This is a genomic window from Streptomyces sp. NPDC045022, assembly GCF_056432605.1.
In genome coordinates this window covers 68,520-93,116 of sequence record NZ_JBWKIR010000028.1, presented here as the reverse complement: position 1 = coordinate 93,116, position 24,597 = coordinate 68,520, and the positions used below count along the sequence as shown (strand labels likewise).

General features: G+C 73.1%; 19 protein-coding genes. 8 read left to right on the top strand and 11 right to left on the bottom strand.

The features are described 5' to 3' along the window. Positions 1-107 precede the first annotated feature (107 nt). Complete coding sequence (locus AC07C1_RS33950) at positions 108-1,277, bottom strand: lactate 2-monooxygenase (protein ID WP_478945387.1); 1,170 nt, start codon at positions 1,275-1,277, stop codon at positions 108-110. Between the two features lie 391 nt (positions 1,278-1,668). Between AC07C1_RS33950 and AC07C1_RS33945 the strand changes: the two genes are divergently transcribed. Continuing rightward, positions 1,669-2,103 carry a protease inhibitor gene (locus AC07C1_RS33945; protein WP_478945385.1) on the top strand — a complete coding sequence of 145 codons (435 nt, stop codon included), beginning with the start codon at positions 1,669-1,671 and terminating at the stop codon, positions 2,101-2,103. A gap of 208 nt (positions 2,104-2,311) precedes the next feature. Here AC07C1_RS33945 and AC07C1_RS33940 read toward each other — a convergent pair whose 3' ends face one another. The 4 genes from AC07C1_RS33940 to AC07C1_RS33925 form a co-directional block, all read right to left on the bottom strand. Further along, complete coding sequence (locus tag AC07C1_RS33940; protein WP_478945395.1) at positions 2,312-2,470, bottom strand: CDGSH iron-sulfur domain-containing protein; 159 nt, start codon at positions 2,468-2,470, stop codon at positions 2,312-2,314. Positions 2,471-2,492: 22 nt separating this feature from the next. Beyond that, positions 2,493-3,167: a HemK2/MTQ2 family protein methyltransferase gene (locus AC07C1_RS33935; RefSeq protein WP_478945383.1), complete on the bottom strand. Its 675-nt coding sequence runs from the start codon at positions 3,165-3,167 to the stop codon at positions 2,493-2,495. Beyond that, a complete protein-coding gene (locus AC07C1_RS33930; protein ID WP_478945381.1) occupies positions 3,168-4,181 on the bottom strand; it encodes an iron-containing redox enzyme family protein in 1,014 nt (337 codons plus the stop codon). It lies immediately after the preceding gene. 401 nt (positions 4,182-4,582) lie between these two features. Continuing rightward, on the bottom strand, positions 4,583-4,750 hold the full coding sequence (locus AC07C1_RS33925) for a hypothetical protein (protein WP_478945379.1): 168 nt from the start codon (positions 4,748-4,750) through the stop codon (positions 4,583-4,585). A 267-nt stretch (positions 4,751-5,017) separates the two neighbouring features. Between AC07C1_RS33925 and AC07C1_RS33920 the strand changes: the two genes are divergently transcribed. The 4 genes from AC07C1_RS33920 to AC07C1_RS33905 all read left to right on the top strand — a co-directional run bounded on the left by AC07C1_RS33920 (position 5,018) and on the right by AC07C1_RS33905 (position 8,469). Then, positions 5,018-5,545 carry an SRPBCC family protein gene (locus AC07C1_RS33920; RefSeq protein ID WP_478945377.1) on the top strand — a complete coding sequence of 176 codons (528 nt, stop codon included), beginning with the start codon at positions 5,018-5,020 and terminating at the stop codon, positions 5,543-5,545. Positions 5,546-5,888: 343 nt separating this feature from the next. Next, on the top strand, positions 5,889-6,743 hold the full coding sequence (locus tag AC07C1_RS33915) for an SDR family NAD(P)-dependent oxidoreductase (RefSeq protein WP_478945375.1): 855 nt from the start codon (positions 5,889-5,891) through the stop codon (positions 6,741-6,743). A 6-nt stretch (positions 6,744-6,749) separates the two neighbouring features. Then, positions 6,750-7,676: a DMT family transporter gene (locus tag AC07C1_RS33910; protein ID WP_478945373.1), complete on the top strand. Its 927-nt coding sequence runs from the start codon at positions 6,750-6,752 to the stop codon at positions 7,674-7,676. A gap of 37 nt (positions 7,677-7,713) precedes the next feature. Continuing rightward, the gene (locus tag AC07C1_RS33905) at positions 7,714-8,469 is read left to right on the top strand and encodes a polysaccharide deacetylase family protein (protein WP_478945372.1); all 756 of its coding nucleotides are present in this window, start codon (positions 7,714-7,716) and stop codon (positions 8,467-8,469) included. A 478-nt stretch (positions 8,470-8,947) separates the two neighbouring features. Here the strand turns inward: AC07C1_RS33905 and AC07C1_RS33900 are convergent, their stop codons facing one another. Further along, entirely contained in the window at positions 8,948-9,994 is a 1,047-nt protein-coding gene (locus AC07C1_RS33900) for an MGDG synthase family glycosyltransferase (RefSeq protein ID WP_478945394.1), read from the bottom strand. Between the two features lie 267 nt (positions 9,995-10,261). Between AC07C1_RS33900 and AC07C1_RS33895 the strand changes: the two genes are divergently transcribed. Further along, the gene (locus tag AC07C1_RS33895) at positions 10,262-11,137 is read left to right on the top strand and encodes a ribonuclease BN (protein ID WP_478945370.1); all 876 of its coding nucleotides are present in this window, start codon (positions 10,262-10,264) and stop codon (positions 11,135-11,137) included. 26 nt (positions 11,138-11,163) lie between these two features. Here AC07C1_RS33895 and AC07C1_RS33890 read toward each other — a convergent pair whose 3' ends face one another. The 4 genes from AC07C1_RS33890 to AC07C1_RS33875 form a co-directional block, all read right to left on the bottom strand. Further along, complete coding sequence (locus AC07C1_RS33890; RefSeq protein WP_478945368.1) at positions 11,164-14,016, bottom strand: NHLP bacteriocin export ABC transporter permease/ATPase subunit; 2,853 nt, start codon at positions 14,014-14,016, stop codon at positions 11,164-11,166. Between the two features lies 1 nt (position 14,017). Then, entirely contained in the window at positions 14,018-16,243 is a 2,226-nt protein-coding gene (locus AC07C1_RS33885; RefSeq protein ID WP_478945366.1) for an NHLP family bacteriocin export ABC transporter peptidase/permease/ATPase subunit, read from the bottom strand. Continuing rightward, a complete protein-coding gene (locus AC07C1_RS33880) occupies positions 16,240-17,046 on the bottom strand; it encodes a hypothetical protein (RefSeq protein WP_478945364.1) in 807 nt (268 codons plus the stop codon). Before AC07C1_RS33880 ends, AC07C1_RS33885 begins: the two co-directional genes overlap by 4 nt. 136 nt (positions 17,047-17,182) lie before the next feature. Next, entirely contained in the window at positions 17,183-17,398 is a 216-nt protein-coding gene (locus tag AC07C1_RS33875) for a type A2 lantipeptide (RefSeq protein ID WP_478945362.1), read from the bottom strand. Positions 17,399-18,197: 799 nt separating this feature from the next. Between AC07C1_RS33875 and AC07C1_RS33870 the strand changes: the two genes are divergently transcribed. Next, positions 18,198-19,712, top strand: coding sequence for a S1 family peptidase (locus AC07C1_RS33870; protein WP_478945392.1), 1,515 nt, complete (start codon positions 18,198-18,200; stop codon positions 19,710-19,712). Positions 19,713-20,072: 360 nt separating this feature from the next. Here the strand turns inward: AC07C1_RS33870 and AC07C1_RS33865 are convergent, their stop codons facing one another. Next, a complete protein-coding gene (locus AC07C1_RS33865; RefSeq protein ID WP_478945390.1) occupies positions 20,073-22,223 on the bottom strand; it encodes a SpoIIE family protein phosphatase in 2,151 nt (716 codons plus the stop codon). A 1,159-nt stretch (positions 22,224-23,382) separates the two neighbouring features. Between AC07C1_RS33865 and AC07C1_RS33860 the strand changes: the two genes are divergently transcribed. Next, on the top strand, positions 23,383-24,591 hold the full coding sequence (locus tag AC07C1_RS33860) for a cytochrome P450 (protein WP_478945361.1): 1,209 nt from the start codon (positions 23,383-23,385) through the stop codon (positions 24,589-24,591). Positions 24,592-24,597: the final 6 nt, after the last annotated feature.

Below are 24,597 nucleotides of genomic sequence, written 5' to 3'. Positions count from 1 at the left end.
GAGGGCGTCATGGCGGAGCCATGGCAACCGACGACAACGCGGCGAGGTGCGGCGCCAGGCCCCGCGAGCCCGGCATGATCCAAACGAGAGACCCTGGTGCCGCGGCACTAGCAGGGGTCCTCGACGAGGTCGTCCGCGGTGACCGTCCCCGGGCCGGTGTGCCCGGAGAGCGCGAGGGTCAGGTCCAGCTCCGCCAGCACGCACCGGATGACGTGCTCCACGCCCGCCTGCCCGTCCAGGCCGAGCCCGTAGACGTACGGCCGTCCCAGCAGCACGGCCCGCGCGCCGAGGGCCAGGGCCTTGAACACGTCGTCGCCGGTACGCACACCGCTGTCGAACAGCACCGTCAGCCGGTCGCCGACCGCCTCCGCGACCCGGGGCAGCGCGTCGGCCGCCGCGACCGAGCCGGCCACCTGCCGGCCGCCGTGGTTGGAGACCACCACACCGTCCATGCCGGCGTCCGCGGCCTGCCGCGCGTCGTCCGGGTGCAGGACGCCCTTGAGGACGATCGGCCCGTCCCAGTGCTCCCGCAGGAACGCCAGGTCCGGCCAGGTGTGTCCCGGGTCCCCGAACAGGCCGAGGAAGTGCAGCACGGCCGCGTTCGGGTCCTCGTGCGCGGGCTTGGCGAGGCCCGCCCGGAAGGCGGGGTCGGTGAAGTAGTTGGCGGTGCCCACCCCACGCAGGAACGGCAGATACGCCTGGTCCAGGTCGCGCGGCCGCCACGACAGCAGCGGAGTGTCCAGCGTGACGACCAGCACCGAGAACCCGGCCGCCCGCGCCCGGCCGAGGAAACTCCGGGTCACCTCGCGGTCCTTGCCCCAGTACAGCTGGAACCACCGCTCGGCGTCCCCCATCGCCTCCGCGACCTGCTCCATCGGCGTGCTCGACGCCGAGGACAGGACGTACGGCACGCCCTGCGCGGCGGCGGCCCGGGCGGCGGCGGACTCGGCGTCCGGATGCATGATCGACAGCACCCCGACGGGCGCGAGGGCCAGCGGTGCGGGCAGGGGGCGTCCGAGCACCTCGGCCGACAGGTCCCGCTCCCGCACGTTCCGCAGCATGCGCGGCACGATCCGGCGCCGGGCGAGGGCCGCCCGGTTGGCGCGGGCGGTGCTGCCGTCGCCCGCGCCGCCCGCCACATAACCCACCGGGCCGGGGCCGAGCCGGTGTTCGGCCAGCTCCTCCAGCCGGGTCAGGTCGGTCGGGAGCCGGGGCACGGCACCCGTCATCCCGTTCAGATAGATCTCGTACTGGAAGTCCGCCCAGTGCTTCGCCATCCGTCCCTCCCGCATCTGGTCGCTGAGCACGCGTCGCAGCGCCGACGATACTGGCGAGTACAGAGGCAGGCGGTCATGGTGATCACTTCATGAACACAAGGAGTCATGAAGGGGCTTGACGCGGTCGACGCCGGAATGTTTCAGGACGATTAACGAAGCGCTGATTTTCGGCCATCTGGCCGTCGGGAGACGGTGGGCGCCGCTCAGTTCCGGGGTCACGGGGTTCGACTTCCGTGACTTCACGCCACTGATTCAACACGAAAGGTTACTGAAATCCATGGGTTCGATGTGAGTTTCGCTCGTGGACTCGGCAGAGTGGCGCTCGCCGCTCCGGCACCCGACCGGGCCGGAGCCGGCGACCCTCGACTGTTCAAGCGGAAGGATGCACACAATGCGGAACACCGCGCGCTGGGCAGCGGCCCTCGGCCTCACGGCCGCCGCCGTCTGCGGACCCCTGATCGGGACCGCCGTCGCTGCACCGGGCGCCGCCCCGTCGTCGCTCTACGCCCCGTCGGCGCTGGTGCTCACCACCGGCCACGGCAACGACACGGCGACGGCCACTCCGGAGCGCGCCGTCACTCTCACCTGCGCCCCCACGGCCTCCGGCACCCACCCCGCCGCGGCCCAGGCCTGCGCCGAACTGCGGGGCGTCGGCGGGGACTTCGACGCCCTGAAGGCCCAGGACGGCGTGTGGTGCACCAAGCTGTACGACCCCGTGGTCGTCACGGTGCAGGGCGTCTGGCAGGGCAAGCGCGTCTCCTACGAGCGCACCTTCGGCAACAACTGCGTGAAGGACGCCGCCGCGGGCAGCGTCTTCGCGTTCTAGGACCGGGATCGCACGGCCCCCGGGCACACCGGATCAGGTCCGCAACTGGGGAGTGCGGCCACTGGGACGGGGATCTGCGATCTCGCGCCGGGACCGACGGGCGGAGTGGGGCCGCCCGCCGGTTCCCGGGCACACAGCCGCTCCCCGGGCAGGCCCGTGGGGGGCCCGTCCCGGGGAGCGGCGAAAAACCACCGGTTTCAACCGGTGTTCAGGCCTTGCGCCGATGACTCGTGTCACACCACGGATAGCGGCGACTGCGCCGGCATGTGCACAGAGCGACACGGAAACGGTCCGAGGAGACCGTGGTGCCGTCCTCCAGTTCGATCTCCACCGGTCCTTCCACCAGCAGCGGCCCGCGCCGCGGCATGGTGATCCGGCGGGTACGGTCGTCAGCTGACTCGTTCGGCACGGATGACCACCAGCTCTTCCCTGTCGTCGGACGCCTCGAGCAACCCCCGCCGGCGCAGCCAGTCCTCCCGGGACCGCAGTACCGGGCCGAAGGCGATCCAGCGGCGCCGGACCACCGCGGCCTTCAGACCCGCCGTACGCAACAGCTCCACGGTGCGGTCGGGATCGCTCAGCGCGGAATGCACGATCAGCAGCACGCCCCCGGGCCGCAGCAGCGCGGGCGCGTCCCGGCAGATCCGGTCCAGCAGCAGTCGTCCGTCATGGCCCGCGTCCCACGCCCGGGACCGGCCCCGCGGGCCACGCCCCGCGTCGGGCGCCGGCACGTAGGGCGGGTTCGCCAGGATGACGTCGTAGGTCCGGCCCCGGACCGGGCCGAAGAGGTTACCGCGGTGCAGACGTACCGGCAGCCGGGACAGCCACGCGTTCAGCCGCGCCGTCCACACCGCCCGCCGGGAGACGTCCACCGCGGTCACCCGGGCGCCCCGCCGGGCGGCCTCCAGCGCCAGCGCCCCACTGCCGGTGCCCACGTCCAGCACGCGCGTGCCCGGCGGCGGGTCCTCCTCGTGAAGGGCCTCGGCCAGCAGTTCCGTATCCTCCTGCGGGGCGTACACGCCCGGAAGTACCCATGCGATCACACGGCGCGGGTACCCTGACATTCAGGATGTATGGGCCATTTCCGGCTCCAAGGGCACGCGCAGCGACGACCGCCCCGCACGCCAGTCGGTGAGCAGCCGCCGGGCCAGCCGGTCCTCCAGGTACTCCGTCGCGTCGATCCCGAAGGCCACGTCCCCCGCCAACTCCGGCTCCTCAGCGAGCAGTCCGGCGATCACCTCGTGGCGGACGACCTGCTCGTGCACCGCGTCCGCCTCCACGTGCTCGTCGTAGAAGAACTCCGCGGCCGGGCCCGCGCCGGTGCGCCGCATCGCCTCGGCGAGCCGGCGGGAACCCGGCGAGGAGGTGATCTCCACCTCGGCGAAATGGCCCACCAGCGCGCCACGCAGCTCGCGGTGCAGCCCGAACAGGGACATCAGGTTGACGACGGCCAGCATCTCCGCGCGGGCGGCGTCGAGATAGTGCCCGTACGCGGTGTCCAGGCCCAGGTCCGTCATCAGGTCGGCGAACAGGCGCGCGTGCACCCGCTCGGCCCGGCCGCCGCCGAACTCGTCGAACTCCACCGCCGCCATCGCCGCCTTCGCCCGGCCCCACAGCCGGGGGAGCACCCAGGCGTGCGGGTCGGCCTCCTTCAGGTGGTACAGGGAGCGCTGGGCCGCGTACTCGCGCAGATGCCACAGCTCGCCCTCGTCACGCAGGAAGTGGCTGACCCCGGTGCCCTGGACCGGTTCGACCAGGAGGGCGCCGAGCGCGTCGTCGAGGCTCGGGTGGACCGGGGTGTCGGCGCGCAGCGCGGACAGGAAGCGGTGCTCCAGCGCGCCGCGGACGCGGAGCAGTTCCGGGTCCCACTCGAACTGCGGGCCGACGCCCGCGAAGCCGCGGTAGTGCAACTCGTAGCACAGGTACAGGGCCAGGTGCAGGTCGTCGCCGTACGGGTCCGCGTCATCGGCGTCGGCGGGGCGGGGGAGGGGGCCGGCGCCGCGCAGGTGGGCGGTGACCGCGGCCGAGAGCGGTCCCCGGGGCGGGGGCAGCTGGGGTCCGAGCGAGTGGTGGTTCATGGAGCCCGGGTACCCGGGCCGCGCGAAAGCAGTGGTGATCCATCGCACCGCCGATCGCGCGCGGCGTGGTCGGTGAGGGCGTCCGGGCGGGCGGCGCCCGGCGGGACGGGCCCGAGAAGCCGCTGGGCTCCGAGATCCTGAGGATCGCCTCGCCGGCCTGACTCGGCCGCCCGTCCTCCGTGGCCCCGAGGGACGGAGGGACGCGATGCTGTCCGGGGCCGCCGACGACGGCCGCCCGGTCCCCCTGCCATCCGGGTGGGGGGCGCCGTCCTCGTCACCGGCGACGAGGACGGCGCCCGCCATGTGATCGGCGGGATCGCGGGCGCCGCCGGCATCGGCCGGCCTTACGGGGTGGCCCGGGCGCCGGCGGAGCACCCCGTGGGCGCACCGCTGTGGCCGCCTCAGTTCCCGTCCGCCTGCTCCTGGGCTCCGGTGTTCGGCGTGATGGCGTCCCCGGCCTCACCCGAGCCCGCCGTATCCTCGTTACGCTTCTCCGCCTCTTCGACCTCGTGGAGCACCTCGTCCAGGGCCGTCTGGGGATGGTCCGCGCGGTCGTTCCCGCCGGGCATGGCTTCTCCTTCCGTCGCGTTGTGCGCTTGATCCACTACGAGTTTCCCGCCGGCGCCGTCTCAAGCGTCGGGTGAGCCCGGCCGCACGGAGTAAGGGGTCGCCGTCTCCCGCTGACGGCGGCCCCTCGGGCCTGGAACGCGCCGGCTGCTGCACGTTAAGCGAAACGGTTTCGTACACACTTCAACCGTAGGTTCCCCCTCAGCGAAACGGTACCGTTTCGCTGGAGCCCGCAGTCGACCACACCCACAACGAAGGACCGGAGCACCATGCCCGTCGAACTCACCGGCACCTGTCTGACCCTGGACGACGGCCGTCCGGCCGTCCGCTTCAGCCGCACCTACGACCACCCGGCCGACCGCGCCTGGCGGTTCGTCACCGATCCCGGCGAAATCGCCCGGTGGTTCCCCTCCCGCGCGGAGATGGAGCTGCGCCCCGGCGGCGCCATCCGGTTCAGCGGCGACCCGAACATGCCCGAATCCACCGGCCGGGTGCTCGCCGTCGACCCGCCCCGGCACCTGTCCTTGGAGTGGGGCGGCGACGAACTCCACTTCGACCTCGAAACCGTCGGGACGCGGTGCACCCGGTTCACGCTCACCGACGTCCTCGGCGCCACGGACACCACCGCCCGCAACGCCGCCGGCTGGGAGGTGTGCCTGGCCGCGCTTGACGCCCTGGCACGCGGTGAGCGTCTCGACGGCCCGCACGCCGGGGCGGGCTCGTCCTGGAAGGAGTTCTACGACGGCTATGTCGACGCCGGCGTACCCTCGGGCGCTCCCGTCCCGGACCTGGACTGACCGAGCGCGCCGGCTGGGAACGCACGGGTGGGGGCCGGGTGGGCCGAGTGTGCCGGTCCGGGGGAACGCAGGGGCAGGAAACCGGGCTCCACATCGTCCGGGAGCACGCAGCGGCCGGTCAGCCGGCCGCGCAGGCCGCCGCCGTCCCGGTCCCGTGGTCGCCGGGTTCTCCGGCTCCCATGGTCGTCTCCGCGGCCACACCCGGCGACCCGGGAACCGCACGTCGGCCGGCCGCGGGGGCCCCGCCGTGCGCGGTGTTTCACCGTGTGGCGCCCTGGATACACCGCGAGCGTTCGGCCCCCGATCCGCGAACCGTGCATTCCGTCGCAGTGAGGTCGTCACCATGTCCCACGCCCCGTCCCCCGCAGGACCGTCGAACCGCACCGGGCCGTGCCCGACCTCCGCCCCACAGGCGGGCTCCGCCCCGCGGCCGGCCGAGCACCGAGCGGTCCCGGGCGGCACCGCCCTCGTGACGGGCGCATCCTCCGGAATCGGCGCGGCCGTGGCCCGCCGGCTGGCCGCCGAGGAAGGCTGGCGGCTGGCACTGAACGGACGTGACGTCACCCGTCTGGAGCAGGTCGCCGCCCAGTCGGGTGCGGTGGCCCTGCCCGCCGACCTGACCCGGCCCGGCGCCGGCCGCCGGCTCACCGACCTCGCCCTGGCCCACCTCGGACGGCTGGACCTGCTGGTGGCGGGCGCCGGTGTGGGCTGGGCCGGAGACTTCACCGCCATGCCCCCCGCACGCGTCGACGAGGTCGTCGGCGCCGACCTGCTGGCCCCCATGCACCTGGTGCGCGCCCTGCTGCCCCACATGATCGCGGCCGGATCGGGGCGCATCGTGTTCGTCGGATCCTTCGCCGGCAGCGTGGGCGTGCGCGGCGAGGCCGTCTACTCCGCGGCCAAGGCCGCCCTGGCCGCCTTCGCCGACGCCCTGCGGTACGAGCTGCGCGGCACCGGCGTGGGCGTCAGCCATGTGATTCCCGGCGTGGTCGACACCCCCTTCTTCGACCGGCGGGGCACCCCGTACACGCGGTCGTGGCCGAGGCCGGTGCCCCCCGAGCGCGTGGCGGACGCCGTATGGGCCGCCGTCCTGCACGACAGGGACGAGGTGTACGTCCCCGGGTGGCTGCGCCTGCCGGCCCGGGTGCGCGGCGCCGCGCCCGGACTCTACCGGCGGCTCGCCGCCCGCTTCGGGTGAGCGGCCGTGATCGCCGTCACGGTGCTGCTCGCCCTGCTCGCCGCCCTGTCCAACGCGTCCGCCTCGGTGCTGCAGCGCCGGGCCGCCGTGCAGGAGCCGGACGGGGGCACCGGGACGGGGCTCGCCGTGCGCCGGCTCGCGCATCTGCTGCGGCGCCCGTACTGGCTTGCGGGCACCGGTCTGCTGGCGCTGTCCGGCGTGCTGCAGGCCGGGGCGCTGGCCGTGGGCAGTCTGTCCCTCGTCCAGCCCCTGCTCGCCGCCGAGCTGCTGTTCACCCTGGCCGTGGGCAGTGTGGTCTTCCGGCGCCGCCCGGATCGCCGGACCTGGCTGGCGTTCGTCGCCCTCGCCGCCGGGCTGTCCCTGTTCCTCCTGGCGGCCGAGCCGTCCCCCGGCCGTCCGTCCGCGCCGCCCCGGTCCTGGCTGGTGGGTGGCGGTGGGGCGCTTGGTCTCGTCGTCCTGCTCGTGGCGGCCGCCCGCCCCACGAAGGGCGCGCCCAGGGCCGCGCTGCTCGGCCTCGCCTCCGCCGTGGCCTTCGCCACCACCGCTGCGCTGCTCAAGGAGGCGGTGGGGCGGCTCGGACACGGACCGGGGGCGATGTTCGCGCACTGGTCGCTGTACGCCACCGGCGGTGCCGGACTCGTCGCCTTCCTGCTGCTGCAGGGGGCGCTCGGCGCCGGGTCGCTGACGGCTTCACAGCCCGCCCTCACCCTCGGCGACGCGCTCACCAGCGTCGTACTCGGCTGGGTCCTGTTCGCCGAGACGATTCACCTCGGGCTGCGCCTGATCCCCGAGGTGATCGGCATCGCCCTGATCGGCGCGGGCAGCATCGGCCTCGCCCGTGCCCAGTCCCTCGGACGGGAATGGGACACGTCCGTGCCCGGCCGCCCACCGGACCGGGACGGGGAGCGGCAGCCGGCGCCCCGCGGGCCCTGACCGGGCCACCCTCTCCCACCAAGGAGGCAGCTCACCGATGTCCCTCCTGTCCGGTCGCTCGTGGCGGTCGGCGGCCGTCCTGCTGCCGGCCGGCCTCGCCGCGGCGCACATCGGCCCGGCGGCCACCTGGCTCCCGGGGGTACGGCTGCCGCTCTTCCCCGGGCTCTCCGGCACCGGCCACCGCGAGCACGTGGCGCTGACCTTCGACGACGGGCCCGCCCCGGAGTCGACGCCGCGTTTCCTCGACGCGCTGGACGGGCTGGGGGTGCGGGCGACCTTCTTCGTGCTCGGCGAGCACGTGGTGCGCCACCCCGCCCTGGCCCGGGAGACGGTAGGGCGCGGGCACGAACTCGCCGTACACGGCTGGACCCACGACCGCCCCTGGCGCCCCGCGTTCGCCCGCGACGCCGAGGAGGTGGCCCGGGCCGTCCAAGCGGTGCACGGCAGCACCGGCCACCGCCCCCAGTGGTACCGCCCTCCGTACGGCATCCTCACCACAGGGCGCTGGCGGGCCGCCCGGCGGGCCGGACTGCGGACGGTGCTGTGGTCCGCCTGGGGCGAGGACTGGACGGCCTATGCCACCCCGGCGTCCGTACGCGCACGGGTCGCGGCGGACCTGCGCGGCGGTGGCACCGTCCTGCTGCACGACTCGGACCGGTACTCGGCCCCTGGCTGCTGGCACTCGGCACTCGGCGCCCTGCCGGCCATCGTCCAGGGGTGCCGGGAGGCGGGCCTGACGATCGGCCCCCTCCGCGAGCACGGCCCGGGCCCCGGCACCGGCCCCCACGGATGACGAAGGGCGCCCACGACATCCCCGGCCGAGGACCCGAGCGGTCACCGTGCGGGCCGGTCCGGGGGCCAGTCGGGTGGCAGGTGTGCGGGTGCGGTTGGAGTGGGCGCCGGTTCTGGTGGCGGCCCGGGGTACGGGAGGGGGTGCTCGGGCTCGGCTGTCTGGTGGGTGGCTGTTGTGGGGGTGGGTTCGGGGGCTGGGTTCGGTGGCGGGTGGCGGGTGGCGTTTCGGCGTGGGCGAAGGTCGGGCGGTTGGGGTGGGTGCTGGTCCCGGTGGCCGTCGGGTGCGGTCGGCGTGGGCGCCGGTTCTGGTGGCGGCCCGGGGTACGGGGGGTGCCGGGGCTCAGCTGTCTGGCGGGTGGCTGTCGCGGGGGTGGGGTCGGTGGCGGTGGCGGTTCGGCGAGGGTGGCGGTCGGGCGGTTGGGGTGCGGGGCAGCGCCGGTGCCGGGTGCGGCAGTGGATCCGCCCGGGACGCGGTCACCTCACAGCTCGGTCACGCATTCCATCGCGTCGCGGCGAAAGAGCGCGTGGCCGCGGGCCACGCGCTCCGCGCGCTCCCGGCCGCTCTCCGCGAGCCTGCCGAGTGCCTCCAGCAGCGCGGGCCCGTCCGCCGCGTACTCCGAGAGGCCGAGCGCGGCCATCCGCCGTACCCCGTCCGCTCCGTGGCCGGGCAGCGGCCGGTGTCCCACCACGGGCAGTCCCGCCGCCAGGGCCTGTACGGCGGTCTGGCCGGCGGCGTTGTCGACCAGGGCGTACGCGGCGGCCAACAGTCCGGGCATGTCGTCGACCCAGTCCAGGGCGACCGCCGACGGCACCTGGGACACCCGGGTGAGCAGCCGTTCGTTGCGGCCGCACAGCACGACCGGCAGATAGCCGGCCCGCGCCAGCAGCCGGGCGGTACCGGCCGGGCGGGACGCGGCTCCCCAGGCACCCGCGGACAGCAGCACCGGCGGTCGGCCGGGCGCCCGCCCGGCGAACCGCTCCCGCCAGCGTGCCGCTCCGGCGGCCGGCGCCAGGAAGGCGGGCGCGACCACCGGGCCGGTCGTCACGGCGGGCGCGCCCAGCGCCCGGCGCACCTCGGACGCCGCGCCGTCCGTCAGGCACAGGTACCGGTCGTTGCCCGGGTGCAGCCACTGCCGGTGCACGGCGAAGTCGAGCAGGAAGACGGCGCTCGGCACCCGCAGCCCGCCCCGGGACCTGAGGTGCCCGGTCAGCTGCGCGGCCAGATGGAAGACGGACACCACCACGTCGATGTCCAGCCGGTCCACGAGGTCCGTCAGCCGGTCGGCGGCGAGCCGCGCCAGTGGCACTCCGCTGGGGCGCGGGCCGGTGCCGCCACGCAGGAACGCGCCGTAGACACCGGCGTACGCCCAGGGGGCGTGCCGTACCGAGGCCTGGTAGCAGCGGCGCAGCCCGGTGCCCAGGCCGTACGGCAGCAGCCGCAGCATGTCCACCACGTGCGGCTCGTGCCCGTACGCCGAGGCGCGGCGCGCGAGTTCGGCGGCCACGGTGTCATGGCCGGCGCCCATGCCCGCGCTCACGATCAGCGTCCGTCGCCGGCCGCTCGGCGACCGTGGTTCCGGGCGGGACACCTCGGCAGGAGTACGCACGGAGTCCGATTCTCCGGTGCCGTGGGAGGCAAACGGCGGACTCGCCGGTCGTGTCGCCGGATCGGACGGTCACGGCTGCGCACCATTGCGCCGTACCGGTGCCTGCCGCTCCCGGGCGAGTTGCCCGGCCCGGGCGGGGATGGATGAATCGGCACTGGAGAGTGGGCGGCGAGCACGGGAGGAGTCGTGAACCGGTTGCGGCGCGGCCTGCACCGCGCTTGGGAGTGGATCGGTGTCCGGGCCCTGTTCGCCCACGGCGGTGAGCTGGAGCTGCTGCACCGGGCCATGGGGTTCGCCACGCTGGCCCTGGTGACGCTGGCGCCGCTGCTGATCGTGGTCGCCGCGGCGGATCCCGTGGTGCGGGGCGGTTTCGCTTCGTGGCTCACCGACGGCATGGGGCTGTCGGGCAGGTCCGCCCATGTGATCACCGATGTCATCAGCCCCCCACGCAACGTCATCGGCACCACCAGCGTCTGGAGTGCGGTCCTGCTCGCCGTCTTCGGCGTGTCCTTCGGCGGCAGCGTGCAGAACGCCTATGAGCGGATCTGGGGCCTCGCCTCCGGCCCCTGGCACCGGGTGTGGCGGCAGGCGACGTGGCTGGTGGTCCTCACGGCGTACCTCTACCAGGAGGTGACGACGAAGGCGGCGCTGCACGGAAACCAGCGGATCGCGCTGTCCACGGCGAGCGGCGTGCTGTTCTTCTGGTGGGGGCAGCGCTTCCTGCTCGGCGGCCAGGTCCGCTGGCGTGCCCTGCTGCCGGGCGCGCTCGCCACCGTCATCGGGCTGGCCGGTCTGCGGGCCTTCTCCTCCCTCGTCTTCACCCCGCTCATCGTCACCAACGCCCTCAGCTACGGCGCCGTCGGCACCGTACTCGTGGTCGAGTCCTGGCTGATCGGCGTCGGGTTCGTCATCTACGGCGGTGCCCTGTTCGGCCGCTGGTTCTGCGAACACCACTGGATGGTGCCCCACCTCCATCGGGAGGACGAGCAGGGCCAGGGCCGGGACGAGGGCCAGGACGAGGGCCATGGCGAGGGCGACCGGGACGGCGGGCCCGCCTTCTGATCACCCTGCGGCGGCCGCGACCGGCCTCAGGCCATCTGCCTGCGCACCAGCTCGTGCAGCCGGCCACCGGTGTCCGCGAGCAGTTCGGCCGGTGTGCCCTGCTGGACGACCTTGCCGTCCTCCATCACGATCACCCGGTCGGCGTCCAGCACCGTGGACAACCGGTGGGCGATGACGATACGGGTGGCGTTCAGCTTGCGGGTGCTGTCGATGACGATGCGCTGGGTGTCGTTGTCCAGGGCGCTGGTGGCCTCGTCGAAGTAGAGGACGCGCGGGCGCCGGATGAGGGCCTGGGCGATCATCAGGCGCTGCCGCTGGCCGCCGGAGATCGCGCCGTTGCCCGCGACGATCGTGTGCAGGCCCATCGGCATCCGCTGGATGTCCTCAGCGAGCCCCGCCATCTCCGCCGCCGCCATCGCCTCCTCCGGCGTGTACGGCTCGGTGCCGCAGATGACGTCCAGGATGGAGCCGGTGAAGGGCTGGGCGTGCTGGAGGACCACTCCGCACTGGCGGCGGACCGCCGACTGGTCGAGGGCCGCCAGGTCCTGGCCGTCGTACAGGACGCTGCCCGACACCGGCTTGTCGAAGCCGATGAGCAGCCTCAGCAGTGTGGACTTGCCGCAGCCGCTCGGCCCCACCACCGCCACGAACTCGCCCGGCCGGACGGCGAAGGACACGTCGTCGAGGACGAGCGGGCCGTCGTCGGCGTAACGGAAGGACAGGCGGCGGGCTTCGACGGCGCCCGACAGCGGGCCGGGGCGGGTGCTCGCCGTGCGCACCTCGGGCGAGGCGTCCAGGACCGGCTTGATCTCCTCGAACAGCGGCAGCGCGGCCACCGCCGAGACGAAGGAACCGGTGAGCTGGGTGACCGAGGTCAGCACCATCGTCACCGACGTGTTGAAGGTGAGGAACGCCGCCGCCGACATCGCGCCCCGCGCGGGACCCGCCAGCAGCATGAACATCAGCAGGGTGCAGACCGGCAGGTAGACCGCGCCCAGCACCGTGGTGAGGTTCTTGATCCGGCCCACCTTCTGCTGGAGTTCCCGGCTGCGCGCGAACTCCCGCGCCCAGGCCGCGTACGCGTAGTTCTCCGCCGCCGCGACCCGCAGTTTGGGCAGACCGCGCAGGGTCTGGAACGCCTGGTTGTTCAGCTTGTTGCCGAGCACCACGAGCCGTCGCTGCCAGCGCACCTGCCACAGCCCGAGCCCCAGGAACACGGCCGCGATGACGACGAGCATGCCGACCGCCGCCATCGCCATCGGCACGCTGTACCAGAACAGCAGACCGAGGTTCATCGCACCCACCGTCACCGACTGCGCGACCACCGGCCCGACCCCCGCGAGCAGCCGGCGGATCGCGCTGATGCCCATGGCGGCGCTGGCCAGTTCACCGGTCGAGCGCTGGGTGAAGAACCGGGTCGGGAGCCGGAGCAGCCGGTCCCAGACGGCCGGTTGCAGCGCGGCCTCGATACGGCCCTCCAGCCGCAGGATGGACAGGTTCTCCAGCAGCGTGAACGCCGCCGTCACCACCCCGCTGACCATCACCGCCAGGCACACCCGGACGATCAGGCCCTCCTCCGCCCTCGGCACGTACTCGCCGAGGACCTTGCCCGTCGCGATCGGCACGAGCGCGCCGATCGCCACCGTCACCAGCCCGGCGAAGAGCAGGTTGAGCAGGTCGCCGCGGGTGCCGCGCAGGCTGAACCGCAGCAGTCCCAGCGGTCCGAGCCGCTTGTCGGGCAGCGGCCGGTAGAACATCACCGCGCGCGGCTCGAACTCCTCCGCGTTCGCCTTCTCGACCGGAGTCTCACGTCCGGTCGCGGGCTGTACGGCCACATAACCGCCGCGCCGCCACAGCAGCGCGACGGGCGCCCCGGACAGGGCCCGGTGCCCGACCAGGGGGCCCACGTTCTCCCGCCACCAGCGCCCGTCCAGGCGTACGGCACGGGTGCGTACCCGGGAGGCCAGCGCCACCCGCTCGACCGGGTCGAGGCGATCGCTCTCGGTGCCGCCCTGCGCGGGCCCGGTGAGGGTGATCCCGGCCGCCTCGGCGACGAGCTTGCAGGCCGCGTACGTGGCGTCCGCGTCGGCGGCCGTCGTACGGCGGGCCGAGCGCTTGCCGATGGCCGCCAGCAGGGTCTGGTCGGCCTGGGCGCGGACCGCCTCACCGGCCTTGATCCCGGCGGCCGTGCGCGTCTCGTGGGTGCGCTCCAGCTGCTCGATCCAGCGGTCCAGCGCGGTCAGCAGCCGGTACTGCTGGTCGACCACGCTCTGCCACAGCGCCGGGTCCATCAGCAGGTCGGCGGCGGCCTCCGCGCCGTACAGCGAGCCGTACTGGACGCTGCCCGGCGGCACCTGCATCCAGAAGACGTCGTCGTCGTCCCCCGCGCTCGATCGAGCTCCCGCGGGGGCGCCCCCATGAGCGGTGGCCCGTTCCTCGGCCATCGGCGCCTGGAAGAGCACGGACAGGCCGCGGCCCACGCCCAGGGCGACCGCGTACTCCAGCGGGCTCGAGGCCGGCGGTACGTACTGGGGGTTGCCGTACTCGTCGTAGGACCAGGTCTGCGTGTGCGCGGGCTGGTACAGCTCGCGCAGGTTGACGCGGTGCACCACGCAGTCGCGGACCGGGCGGGCCACCAGCGTGTGCTGGGGCCCGGCGACCGGGCCGAGCAGCAGCGTGCCCGCCTCCAGCCGGCCGAGGTGGTGCCAGTGACCCTGCTGGGCGGCGTCCACCGCGAACAGGTCCAGGGCGCCGGCCGCGACCAGCCACAGCACCTGCGGACCCTCGAGGTCCAGGCGGCTCAGACCGGCGCAGTCGAACCGCGTGCCCAGCGAACCGAGCGCCCCGAGGACCAGGTCGCCTTCGTGCACGGACGTCATCTCACCGCTCCCTGACCAGCGCGGCGTACGCGCCGCCGCGCGCCACCAGCTCCTCGTGCCGGCCGCGTTCGACGACCGTGCCGTGCTGGAGCACGACGATCTCGTCGCTGTCGCGGACGGTGCTCAGCCGGTGGGCGATCACCACACAGGCGCAGCCGCGCCGCCGCAGGTTGTCCATCACGACCAGCTCGGTCTCCGCGTCCAGCGCACTGGTCACCTCGTCCAGCACGAGGATGCTCGGCCGGCGCACCAGCGCCCGCGCGATCTCCAGGCGCTGCCGCTGGCCGCCGGAGAAGTTGCGGCCGTCCTGCTCGACCCTGCTGTGGATGCCGCCGGGCCGGCGCGTCACCACGTCGTACAGGGCCGCGTCCTTCAGCGCTTCCACCACGGCCTCGTCCGGGACCGAGGGATCCCACAGGGCCACGTTGTCGCGGACCGAGCCCTCGAAGAGGAAGACGTCCTGGTCGACGAAGGAGACGGAGGAGGCGAGCGCGCCGCGCGGGATGTCCTCCAGGCGGCGGCCGTCGATGCGGATCACCCCGTCCCACGGCGCGTACAGGCCCGAGATCAGCCGGGAGACCGTGGACTTGCCGCTGCCCGAGCCGCCCACCAGCGCCACCTGCTGCCCGGGACCGAGGGTCAGGTCGAACCCGCTCAGCAGCGGCTGGTCCAGCGGGCTGTAGCCGAAGGTGACGTTCTCCAGCTTGACGTGCCCGTGCAGCCGGCGCGTGCCGTCACTCCCGCCGGGGCGGGCGTAGAGCGGGTCGGCCTGGAAGTTCTCCACGTCCTTCAGCCGGGCCACGTCGGCCGCGAAGTCCTGGATGCGGCCCGCGACTCCATTGAGCCGGGTGAGCGGCGCGGTGAAGCGGGTGACCAGCGCCTGGAAGGCGACCAGCAGACCGACCGATATGTGCCCCTCGACCGCGCGCAGGCCGCCGATCCACAGGATGAGCGCGCTGTTGAGGGTGGCCAGCGTCGGCGCGACCACACCCAGCCAGGCGCTCGGCACACCGAGCCGCTGCTGCTCCTCCAGCGTGGTGGCGTGCTGCCCGGCCCACTTGCGGAAGTAGCCGTCCTCGCCGCCGGTCGCCTTCATCGTCTCGATCAGCTGGAGGCCGGTGTACGAGGTGTTGGTGAGCCGTGCCGTGTCCGCGCGCAGCTTCGCCGTGCGGGTCGCGCGCAGCCGTACGACCAGTCGCATCGCCACCAAGTTCAGCAGGGCCACGCCGATGCCGACGAACGTCAGCTGCGGGTCGTAGGTGTAGAGCAGTACGGCGTACAGCACGACCACGATCGCGTCCACGCCCGCCGCCGCGAGGTCGCGGGCCAGGGTCTCGGCGACCTGGTCGTTGGACTGCAGGCGCTGCACCAGGTCGGCGGGGGAGCGCTGGGCGAAGAACGTGACCGGCAGTCGCAGCAGATGGCGCAGGAAGCGGGCGCTGGAGAGGGTGGAGGAGATGATCCGGCCGTGCAGCAGGTTGGCCTGCTGGAGCCAGGTCAGCACCAGGGTGAGCAGCACGCAGGTGGCCATCGCGGTGAACAGCACGCCCAGCAGCGAGGTCTGCCCGCCGATGAGGAACAGGTCGATGTAGGTGCGGCTCAGCGCGGGTACGGCCGCGCCGACCGCGACCAGCAGCAGGCTGGCCAGTACGGCGGCGGGCAGAGTCCCGGCGGTGCCGCGCAGCCGGGCCGGCATCGCGCCGAGCACGCCCGGCCGGCGCCCGCCCCTGGTGAAGCCCTCGCCGGGCTCCAGCACCAGCACGACGCCGGTGAAGCTGCCGTCGAACTCCTCCAGGGGAACGAAACGCCGGCCCTTCGCGGGGTCGTTGACGAACACGCCGCGCCGGCCGAAGCGGCGGCCCATGCCGTCGTAGACGACGTAGTGGTTGAACTCCCAGAACAGGATGGCCGGTGAGCGCACCTCCGCGAGGGCGGCCAGATCCATCTGCATGCCCTTGGCCGTCAGGCCGTAACCACGTGCCGCCTTCAGCAGGTTGCTGGCGCGCGAGCCGTCGCGGGAGACACCGCAGGCGATGCGCAGCTCCTCCAGCGGGACGTGCCGGCCGTAGTGGCCGAGGACCATCGCGAGGGAGGCGGCGCCGCACTCGACGGCCTCCATCTGGAGCACGGTGGGCGTACGGACCGTGCCCGCACGGGGCTTGGGAACGGGCCGCTTGGCCGGGGCGGCGGCCCGTCTGCGGCCACGTGTTTCCTGCGTGGTGGTCACGGGAGCAGCCAATCGACGGGGCGCTGGTCGGCCAGCTTGACCGAACCGGAGGCAAGGGTCATCGAATCGAGCGGGTAGGGGGGCCCGTCGGCGGTGGACCAGCGGTAACCGCTTTTCGTCACCGTCGACTTGTCCAGCTCGACGAGTACGGCCACCGGGCGGCCCTTGCGGGTGAACTGCTCGCCGAGCTGGCTGTCGCCGAGGAACGCGGCGATGGACTGGGCGGACTGCGCGCTGCGGTCCACCGACTTCACCCGGCCGCGCAGCACGCCGTACGTCTGGCTCGGCACCGAGGAGACGGTGAGGTCCACGGAGGCGTGGGCCGGGATGGCGGCGGTGTTCTCGGCGGGGACGTACACGGTCGCGTACAGCGGGTCGGAGGCGTGGGCGACCTTCTCGACGGCGGCGACGTTCGTGCCGGTCCGGATGATCTGCCCGATGGTGGCGGCGAGCGTGCTGATCCGGCCCGCGGCCACCGTACGGACCACCGAGGTCCCCTGCGCCGTACGGACCTTGAGGACCGGCGCGTTCGCCGGCAGCTGCTGGCCCTGTTTGGCGAGAACGGCCGTCACCTGGCCGGCCACGGGGCTCTGGAGCAGATAACTGCCCTGCCCGTGCGTGAGGATGGCCTGCGCGCTCACCGTGGAAGCGACCGACCCGGTCACCGCCCAGACGGAGGCAGCCGCCATGACGACGACGGTGACGCCCAGTGCGAGCCAGCCCTGCGGGCGGGCGAGACGCACCGGAAGGTCCAGCTCTTCCGGTGACTGGAGCTTGGCGAGGGCCTGTTGGCGGAACTGCACGGAACTTCCCTCACCCGAGGAGAGACATCGTTACGACGACAAGGGCGCGCCGTCGGGACCGTCGGGTCCCTGCGGGCACCCGAGAGCCCCGGAGCCGAGGGACGGCTCCGGGACCGAAGGTGACACCGAGGTGCGGTCAGAGACCGGCGACCAGGTTGGTGACCGGCTGGGTGTTCAGGCCGGTGACACCCTCGACGGTGCCGACGACCGTGTCGACCAGGCCGGTGACCGGGGCGATGCCGTTGACCGTGCCGGTCACGGTGTTCAGGGCGTTCACGGACAGACCGCCGGAGACGTTGTCCAGCTCGGCGTCCGAGATCTCGACGGTCTCGACCTGGGGGGTGGAGTTCATGGGGAACTTCCCTTCATATGGGTATTTCACAAGGGGGGAGCGGCCCCCTCTGGGGACAGACGGACGGCCGCGACCGCAGGCGCCGGGCACCCGTCTCCGGGGACCCGGGCGACCCCTGCGGTGCGATGGATCAAAGCACGCTGGTGGCGCGCGCTTCCAATCAATCAGCGCTCTCACCTGGGCACTTGGCTGATGGAGGGACTCATCCGTGCAGGCGTGCGCACCGCTTGTCGGCGACTCCTTCACATGCCGTGCGCCATCGTCGCGCCGGGGCCCTTGCTTCCCGGATTGCGAATCCGGCACTCCGCGCCAAAGGCGTACTCGGGGGGCGTGCGGATGTGCAGATCCGCCGACGACGGTGACTTGGTTGAGTATTCAATGTGCAGATTCTCTGAAGCGGAGATTCCGCTACGCACCCGGAACGGATCGTCACCGAGCGGTAGCTGAGCGTGTCCGACCGGAATCGCGTAGATCTTTCAGGACATCCGAATCGGCCGTCCGTCCGCTGGAACGTGGTGGATCGCTGAACGGTCGTCAGCCCCGCGGCCTCCAGGGCCGGCCGGCGAGGACCCCGTCGGCTTCGGCGGTGCTCATCGTCATATGGGGGATTGTTCCCGACCGCCTGACCCGGTACACGGGCTGGCCGATTCCCCCTCGACGTACGGCCGTTGGGAAACGGAATTGAACACACCGCGCGGCCGGTGCGTACCTACGGCCATCCAGGCGCCCCCGATACGAACTGCCCGACAGCGGCAGACCCCCCTTTCCCAGGAGGTCGAGAAGGTTGAGTCACAAGCGAATGCCCAAGCGCAAGGCCGCGATAGCGGTGGGCGGTGTCGCGGCGCTCGGTGCGGCGGCCCTTCTGCTGCCCAACGCCAACGCGTCCCAGGACAAGAACGAGGCATCGGGCACCACCGGCACCGCGAAGACCCTGAAGGCCACGGATGCCTCGAACCTCGCCGCCCAGCTGCAGAAGGCCCTCGGTGACGCCTTCGCCGGGTCGTACTACGACAGCGGCAAGCAGCGACTCGTCGTCAACGTGGTCAGCGGCGACAGCAACGTGCTCGTCCAGGCGAAGAAGGCGGGCGCGGTCGTCCGCGAGGTGGACAACAGCACCGCCGAACTCAGGTCGGCCGCGAAGACCTTGAAGACCAGGGCGACGATCCCCGGCACCTCCTGGGCCGTCGACCCGCGCACCGACAAGGTTCTGGTCACCGCCGACTCCACCGTCACCGGTGCCAAGTGGGACCGGCTGGAGTCGACCGTGCGCGGCCTCGGTTCCGGCATGGCGACCCTGAAGAAGTCCGCGGGCACCTTCAAGACCTTCGTCTCGGGCGGCGACGCCATCTTCTCCCAGGTGCAGGGCGGCAACGTGCGTTGCTCCCTCGGCTTCAACGTCACCGCCTCCGACGGCAGCCCCGCCTTCCTGACGGCCGGTCACTGCGGGGTCGCCGCCAAGGACTGGTCCGACTCCCAGACCGGGCAGCCCATCGCCACCGTCGACCAGGCCACCTTCCCGGGCAACGACTTCTCCCTGGTCAAGTACAACGACGCCACCACGCAGGCGCCCAGCGAGGTCAACACCGGCAACGGCCAGACGGTGCAGATCAACCAGGCCGCCGACGCCACGGTCGGCGAGACCGTGTTCCGGATGGGATCCACCACCGGCCTGCACGACGGCCAGGTCACCGGACTCGACGCCACCGTCAACTTCCAGAGCGAGACCGACCCGAACGGCGTCGACACCGTCAACGGCCTCATCCAGACGAACGTCTGCGCCGAACCGGGCGACAGCGGCGGCTCCCTGTTCACCCAGGACGGCGGCGCCCTCGGTCTCACCTCCGGCGGCAGCGGCGACTGCACCAGCGGCGGCGAGACCTTCTTCCAGCCTGTCACCACCGCGCTCCAGGCCACCGGCGCGACCCTCGGAGCCGGCGGCAACGGCGCGGGCGACCAGGCGGGCGCGGGCGACCAGTCGGGTGCTGCCGATCCGTCGGCCTCGGCGGGTGGCCAGGCGGGTGCGGGCGACCAGTCGGGTGCTGCCGATCCGTCGGCCTCGGCGGGTGGCCAGGCGGGTGCGGGCGACCAGTCGGGCGCCGGTGACCAGTCGGGTGCTGCCGATCCGTCGGCCTCGGCGGGTGGCCAGGCGGGTGCGGGCGACCAGTCCGGCGCCGGGGACCAGTCGGGTGCCGGGGACCAGTCCGGTGCCGGTGGTGACCAGATCGGCGGCAGCGCCGACCCGGCCGCCTCGGGTGGCGAGCAGTCCGGAACCGGCTCGGCGGACGACGGCTCGTCCCTCACCGACACGCACTGAGCCGGGTACACCCCCGAACCCCCTGCCGGCCTCAGCGCGGTTCCCGCCGGCAGGGACCGGTCCGGCCCTCCGGCGGGAGGGCCGGACCACAGCGTCCACAGTGGGGACCACGGTGGGTGGCCCACGGCTGTTGGGCCGCAGCCGGTGAGCCGTGGCGGCAGCCCCCGGCGGTCGGACCACGACGGGGAGTCCACGGTGGGCGGCTCACGACGGCCGGGCCGCAGTGGCCGGGGCACAGCCGGCCGGGTCGCAGCGGAGGATCACGGTGGTGGCTCGCGGCGGGTGGTTGGCGCCGGTTGGGCCGCAGCCGGTGAGTCGTAGCGGCGGAGGTCCCCGGCGGACGGGTCACAGCCGTGGGTGTCAGTCGTCGGTGTGGGCTCGCAGCAGCAGCACCGCCACGTCGTCCAGCCGCTCCCGGGCTGCCGCGCTGTGCCGGAGGATCTCGTCCGCGAGGTCGTCCAGCGGCTGGTCGCCGATCTCCGAGAGCAGACCGCCGAGCTCCACCAGGGCGTCCTCGATGTCGATGCCGGGGGACTCCACCAGACCGTCGGTGTAGAGGACGAGGACCGAGCCGGGCGCGAGGGACACCTCCGTCGTCGGATAGACCGCCTCGGCGTCGATTCCCAGCAGCGGGCCCCCGGCCAGGTCCAGCACCCGCACCCGCCCGTCCGGCCGCCTCAGCAGTGGCGGCGGATGTCCCGCGCGCGCCATGACGGCCCGCCCCCGCGCCGGGTCCAGCCGCAGATACAGACAGCTGGCGAACAGGTCCGAACCGAGGTCGATCAGCAGCCGGTTGGTGCTGCTCATGACCTCGTGCGGCGCCTGCCCCACCGTGGTGTACGCGCGGACCCCGGTGCGGATCTGCCCCATCAGGGCCGCCGCCGTCACGTTGTGCCCCTGGACGTCCCCGATCACCGCCGCCGCCAGCGGCCGGGCCGGCACCAGGTCGTAGAAGTCGCCGCCGATCTCCATTCCGTGGGTGGCCGGCAGATAGCGGGCCGCCGCATCGAGGCCGGGCAACCGGGGCAGCGAGTGGGGCAGCAGCGCCTGTTGCAGGCCGTGCGCCAGCCGGTGTTTCGCGTCGTAGAGCAGGGCCCGCTCCAGGGCCTGGGCGATCATTCCGCCGAGGGACGTCAGCACGGCCCGCTCGTCGGCGGAGAAGGCATGCGGCTCGGCGTACGCCAGCACGCACGTGCCCACCGCCCGTCCGGACGCGATCAGCGGCAGGTAGGCCCAGGCCGCGAAGCCGTCGGGGGTCTCGTACCGGCTCGGATACAGCCGCTCCAGCTCCGCCCGGGAGCCGAAGAACCCGGGCACCCCACTGTTCAGAGCCTGGGTGTCCGGCGTGCGCTCGCTCAGCGTCAGCCCGTCGAACCGCTCCACTATGTGCGCGTCCGCATACCCCCGATGCCCCAGCACGTGCAGCCGCCCGCCCTGTGAGCGCAGGAGCACCAGAGCCTGGCTGCCGACCGCCGGGGCCACCTCGTCCCAGACCAGCTGCACCACATCCTCGACGCCCACCGCCTCGGTCAGCGCCCCCGCGAGACTCAGCACCTGGGAGATCGTCACCAGCCGGGACGGATGCGGGTCCATCTCAGGCGCCCCCGGTGCCAGCTCCGCCACCGCCCGGGCCCGGCCGATGCGCACGCTCAGCCCGGTCGTGCTGGGATACAGCCGGAACGACAGCCAGTCGCCCGGCGGGCGCAGCGCCACGAAGGACACCGCCTGCTGGCTGAGCAGGGCCGCCCGGTAACGGTCCTCGTACACCGGGTCGTTCAGCCAGGGCACCGACGCCCACAGCAGGGTGCCGAGCAGTTCCCCGGCGGGTCTGCCGAGCAGCTCGGCCGCCGCCGGACTGACGAAGCCGATCCGGCCGTGCAGGTCCAGGGACACCAGCCCGTACGGCAGCCGGGACACCATCCGCGCCGCCTCCACCGAGCCCAGCGTGCCCGCCACGCCCGACACGGGTGCCGCGAGCACATCGGCCTCGGGGCCCACCGGCCGGTTCTGCTCGGCGGCCCGTTCCAGCCCCAGCGCCAGCCGCGTGCAGGCCGCCGTCAGATGCTCACGCTCCCAGTCGGACAGCTCCGGCGGATGCGCACCGGGCCAGGTCACGAACACCGCGCCGTAGACCCCGCGCTCCGTCGCGACGGGCGCCGCCGCCAGCGCGAACGGGTACGGCAGCACCACCGAGATCCGCGGATAGCGGCGGGCCATCTGATCCTCGCCGCCCACCCACACCAGCCGCCGCTCACGCACCGCGTCGGCGACCGGGATCGGCGCGCTCAGCCCCACCCGTTCCCACGGGGCCGCGAAGGCCCGGGGCATGCCCGCCATCACCGCCATCTCCAGGACCGGTTCGTCGGGCCTGAGCAGGTACACCGCGCCGGAGTGCGCGTGCACCTCCTCCAGCATCGAGGCCAGGGCGAGCGACAGCACCGGCTGCGCGGCCGACGCCCCGTCGGCCGCCGGCTCCCGTCCCGACCCTGGCCCGTCGGACACGCCGACCACCTCCTCGTACGGCCGCGCGTCGCATCCAGGGCACAAGACTCCCTCGCGGCAGCGCCCGGTGCACGGCGAGCGCGCCGCTCGCGCCCGCGCGCGTGTGCCGAGAGGCCACGGATACCCGGCAAGTGCCGGCTCATGTCCGCGCGGCCGAAGCGTGCGGCGGCGTACGGAACGGCCTGTGCGCCCCCGCGCGCCTGGATGGCCGATTTTGGACGCTGACGGCGAACGGCCGACGGTCCGGCTCGTTCTCGACGGTGCGGCGGCCGCGGTGGCTGGGTGCGGGACGATCGCCGGAACCCTCGTAGCCGGGGCGGCCGGCACCGGGCGGCGAGCCGGTCGGGCCCGCGCGTTCCGGCAGCCGCCGACGGCCGAATCGTCAGCCCAGATCAGAGGCGGGATCGGCCACCTCGGGGCAGGGAACCAGGTCTCGTTCGGGCGGGCGGCGAGGTCCGGTCACCGGTCCGGTCGGGGTCCGAGGGGCACATCTTTTTCGGCGACATCGGGTTTGACGACGGATCGCCCGGGCACACGCCGGGGCGACGATCCGGCCGGAGCGTCCTCGATGCGCGATCCGGACGAAGTGGCCGGGCCGTGACGCAAAAAACATGATCGAAGTACTGTCCGTTCAACTTCACGGGGTTGCTATCGGGTGACCCACCGTGAAGACTGTGGCCGGGTTCCATCGAAACGAAGGTGTTCCGACGTGCGGATCGTGCCATTCCTGGGTCAGCACGACGCCGAACTATGTATTCTCTCCCTTCGTTTCGAGCGGCCGGGTTCTCGGAGCCGCCTGTCCATGTACGAGCCGGGAGGGTCTCGCGCGGTCACCGCGCGGGAGGTGTCGCCAAGGGGGATGCGTTATGCCGGGTTGGTCCGCAGGAAGGCCGGGTGCGGGATGGGTCCGTGGCCGACCGGGTAGCGGCAGCGCCCGCCACCAAACGTGCTGAGGTGCTTCCCCCCGTCCCGGCGACGAGCTGAGAGCACCTGACCGCCGGGCCGCACACGAAGAAGCCACGCGAGTCACACGGTGTCCGCCCGCACGTCCCGCGCGCGATGGCGAAGCCGTGCCCGGGCCGCTCGGTCCGTTCGCCGCGCCCAGCCGAGAGCACCACGTCTGTCTGCGATCCCTCCATGCCCCGCGCGCCGTAACCAAGGAGTAGACGTGACCAGTGACCAACTGACAGCGGAGACCCTCCTCCTGGAGGCGTTACCCGAGCGCTGGCGGAGCTTACGCGGGGCCGGCCCGGTGCGGTACGACGATGACCAGGGCGTATGGCAGGTGCTGGACCACGCGACGGTCGCCACCGTGCTCGCCGACCCGGCGACGTACTCGTCCGACCTCTCCGCCCTGACGCCCACCCAGGCCGACTTCGAGACCTTCCGGCAGGGCAACTTCGTCGGCATGGACCCGCCGGAACACCGCAAGCTCCGCACCCTGGTGAGCCAGGCCTTCACCCCGCGGGTCGTCCGGGAGCTCGGACCCCGTATCGAGAGCGTGAGCGCCCGGCTGCTGGACGCCGTCGCCGACCGCGACCGGTTCGACCTGGTCGACTCGCTGGCCTATCCGCTCCCCATCATCGTGATCGCCGAGCTGCTCGGCATCCCGGCCGAGGAACACCGGCTCTTCCAGGAGTGGGCAAGCGTCCTGTTCGGCGGCGACCAGCTCGGCGAGGCACCCGACATGGCCGACCTGGCGCGGGCGCTGGAGGCCATCGCCCCGACGGTGCGCGAGATGAACGGCTACATGCTGGACCACATCCGCCACCGCCGAGCCCACCCCGGTGACGACCTCACCAGCAGGCTCATCGCCGCCGAGGTGGACGGCGTCCGCCTCGCGGACCAGGAGATGGTCGGCTTCGTGGCCCTGCTGCTGGTCGCGGGCCACATCACCACGACCGCACTGCTCGGCAACGCCATCGTCACCTTCGACCGGCACCCCGGCACGGACGCCGCGCTGCGCGCCGATCCGGGCCTGCTGCCCCAGGCCGTCGAGGAGGTGCTGCGCTGGCTGCCCCCCTTCCCCGAGCTGGGGCGCCGCGTCGCCCGGCCCGTGGTCCTCGGCGGCCGTGAACTGCCCGCCGACGCCCTGCTGATGGCGCACATCGGTGCCGCCAACCGGGACCCGGCCCGCTTCGACCGGCCCGATGTGTTCGACGCGACCCGGCAACGCAATCCCCATCTGACCTTTGGTCACGGCATTCACTTCTGTTTCGGCGCGCCCCTGGCCCGACTGGAGGCCCGGATCGCCCTGCGCATGCTGCATGAACGATTCCGCATGCTGGCGGTCCCCTCCTACGCGGAGGTCACCTTCCAGAACCCGGCCGTCATCATCGGCGTGCGCCACCTGCCGGTCGAGGTCGTCAGAGCCTAGGCCCGG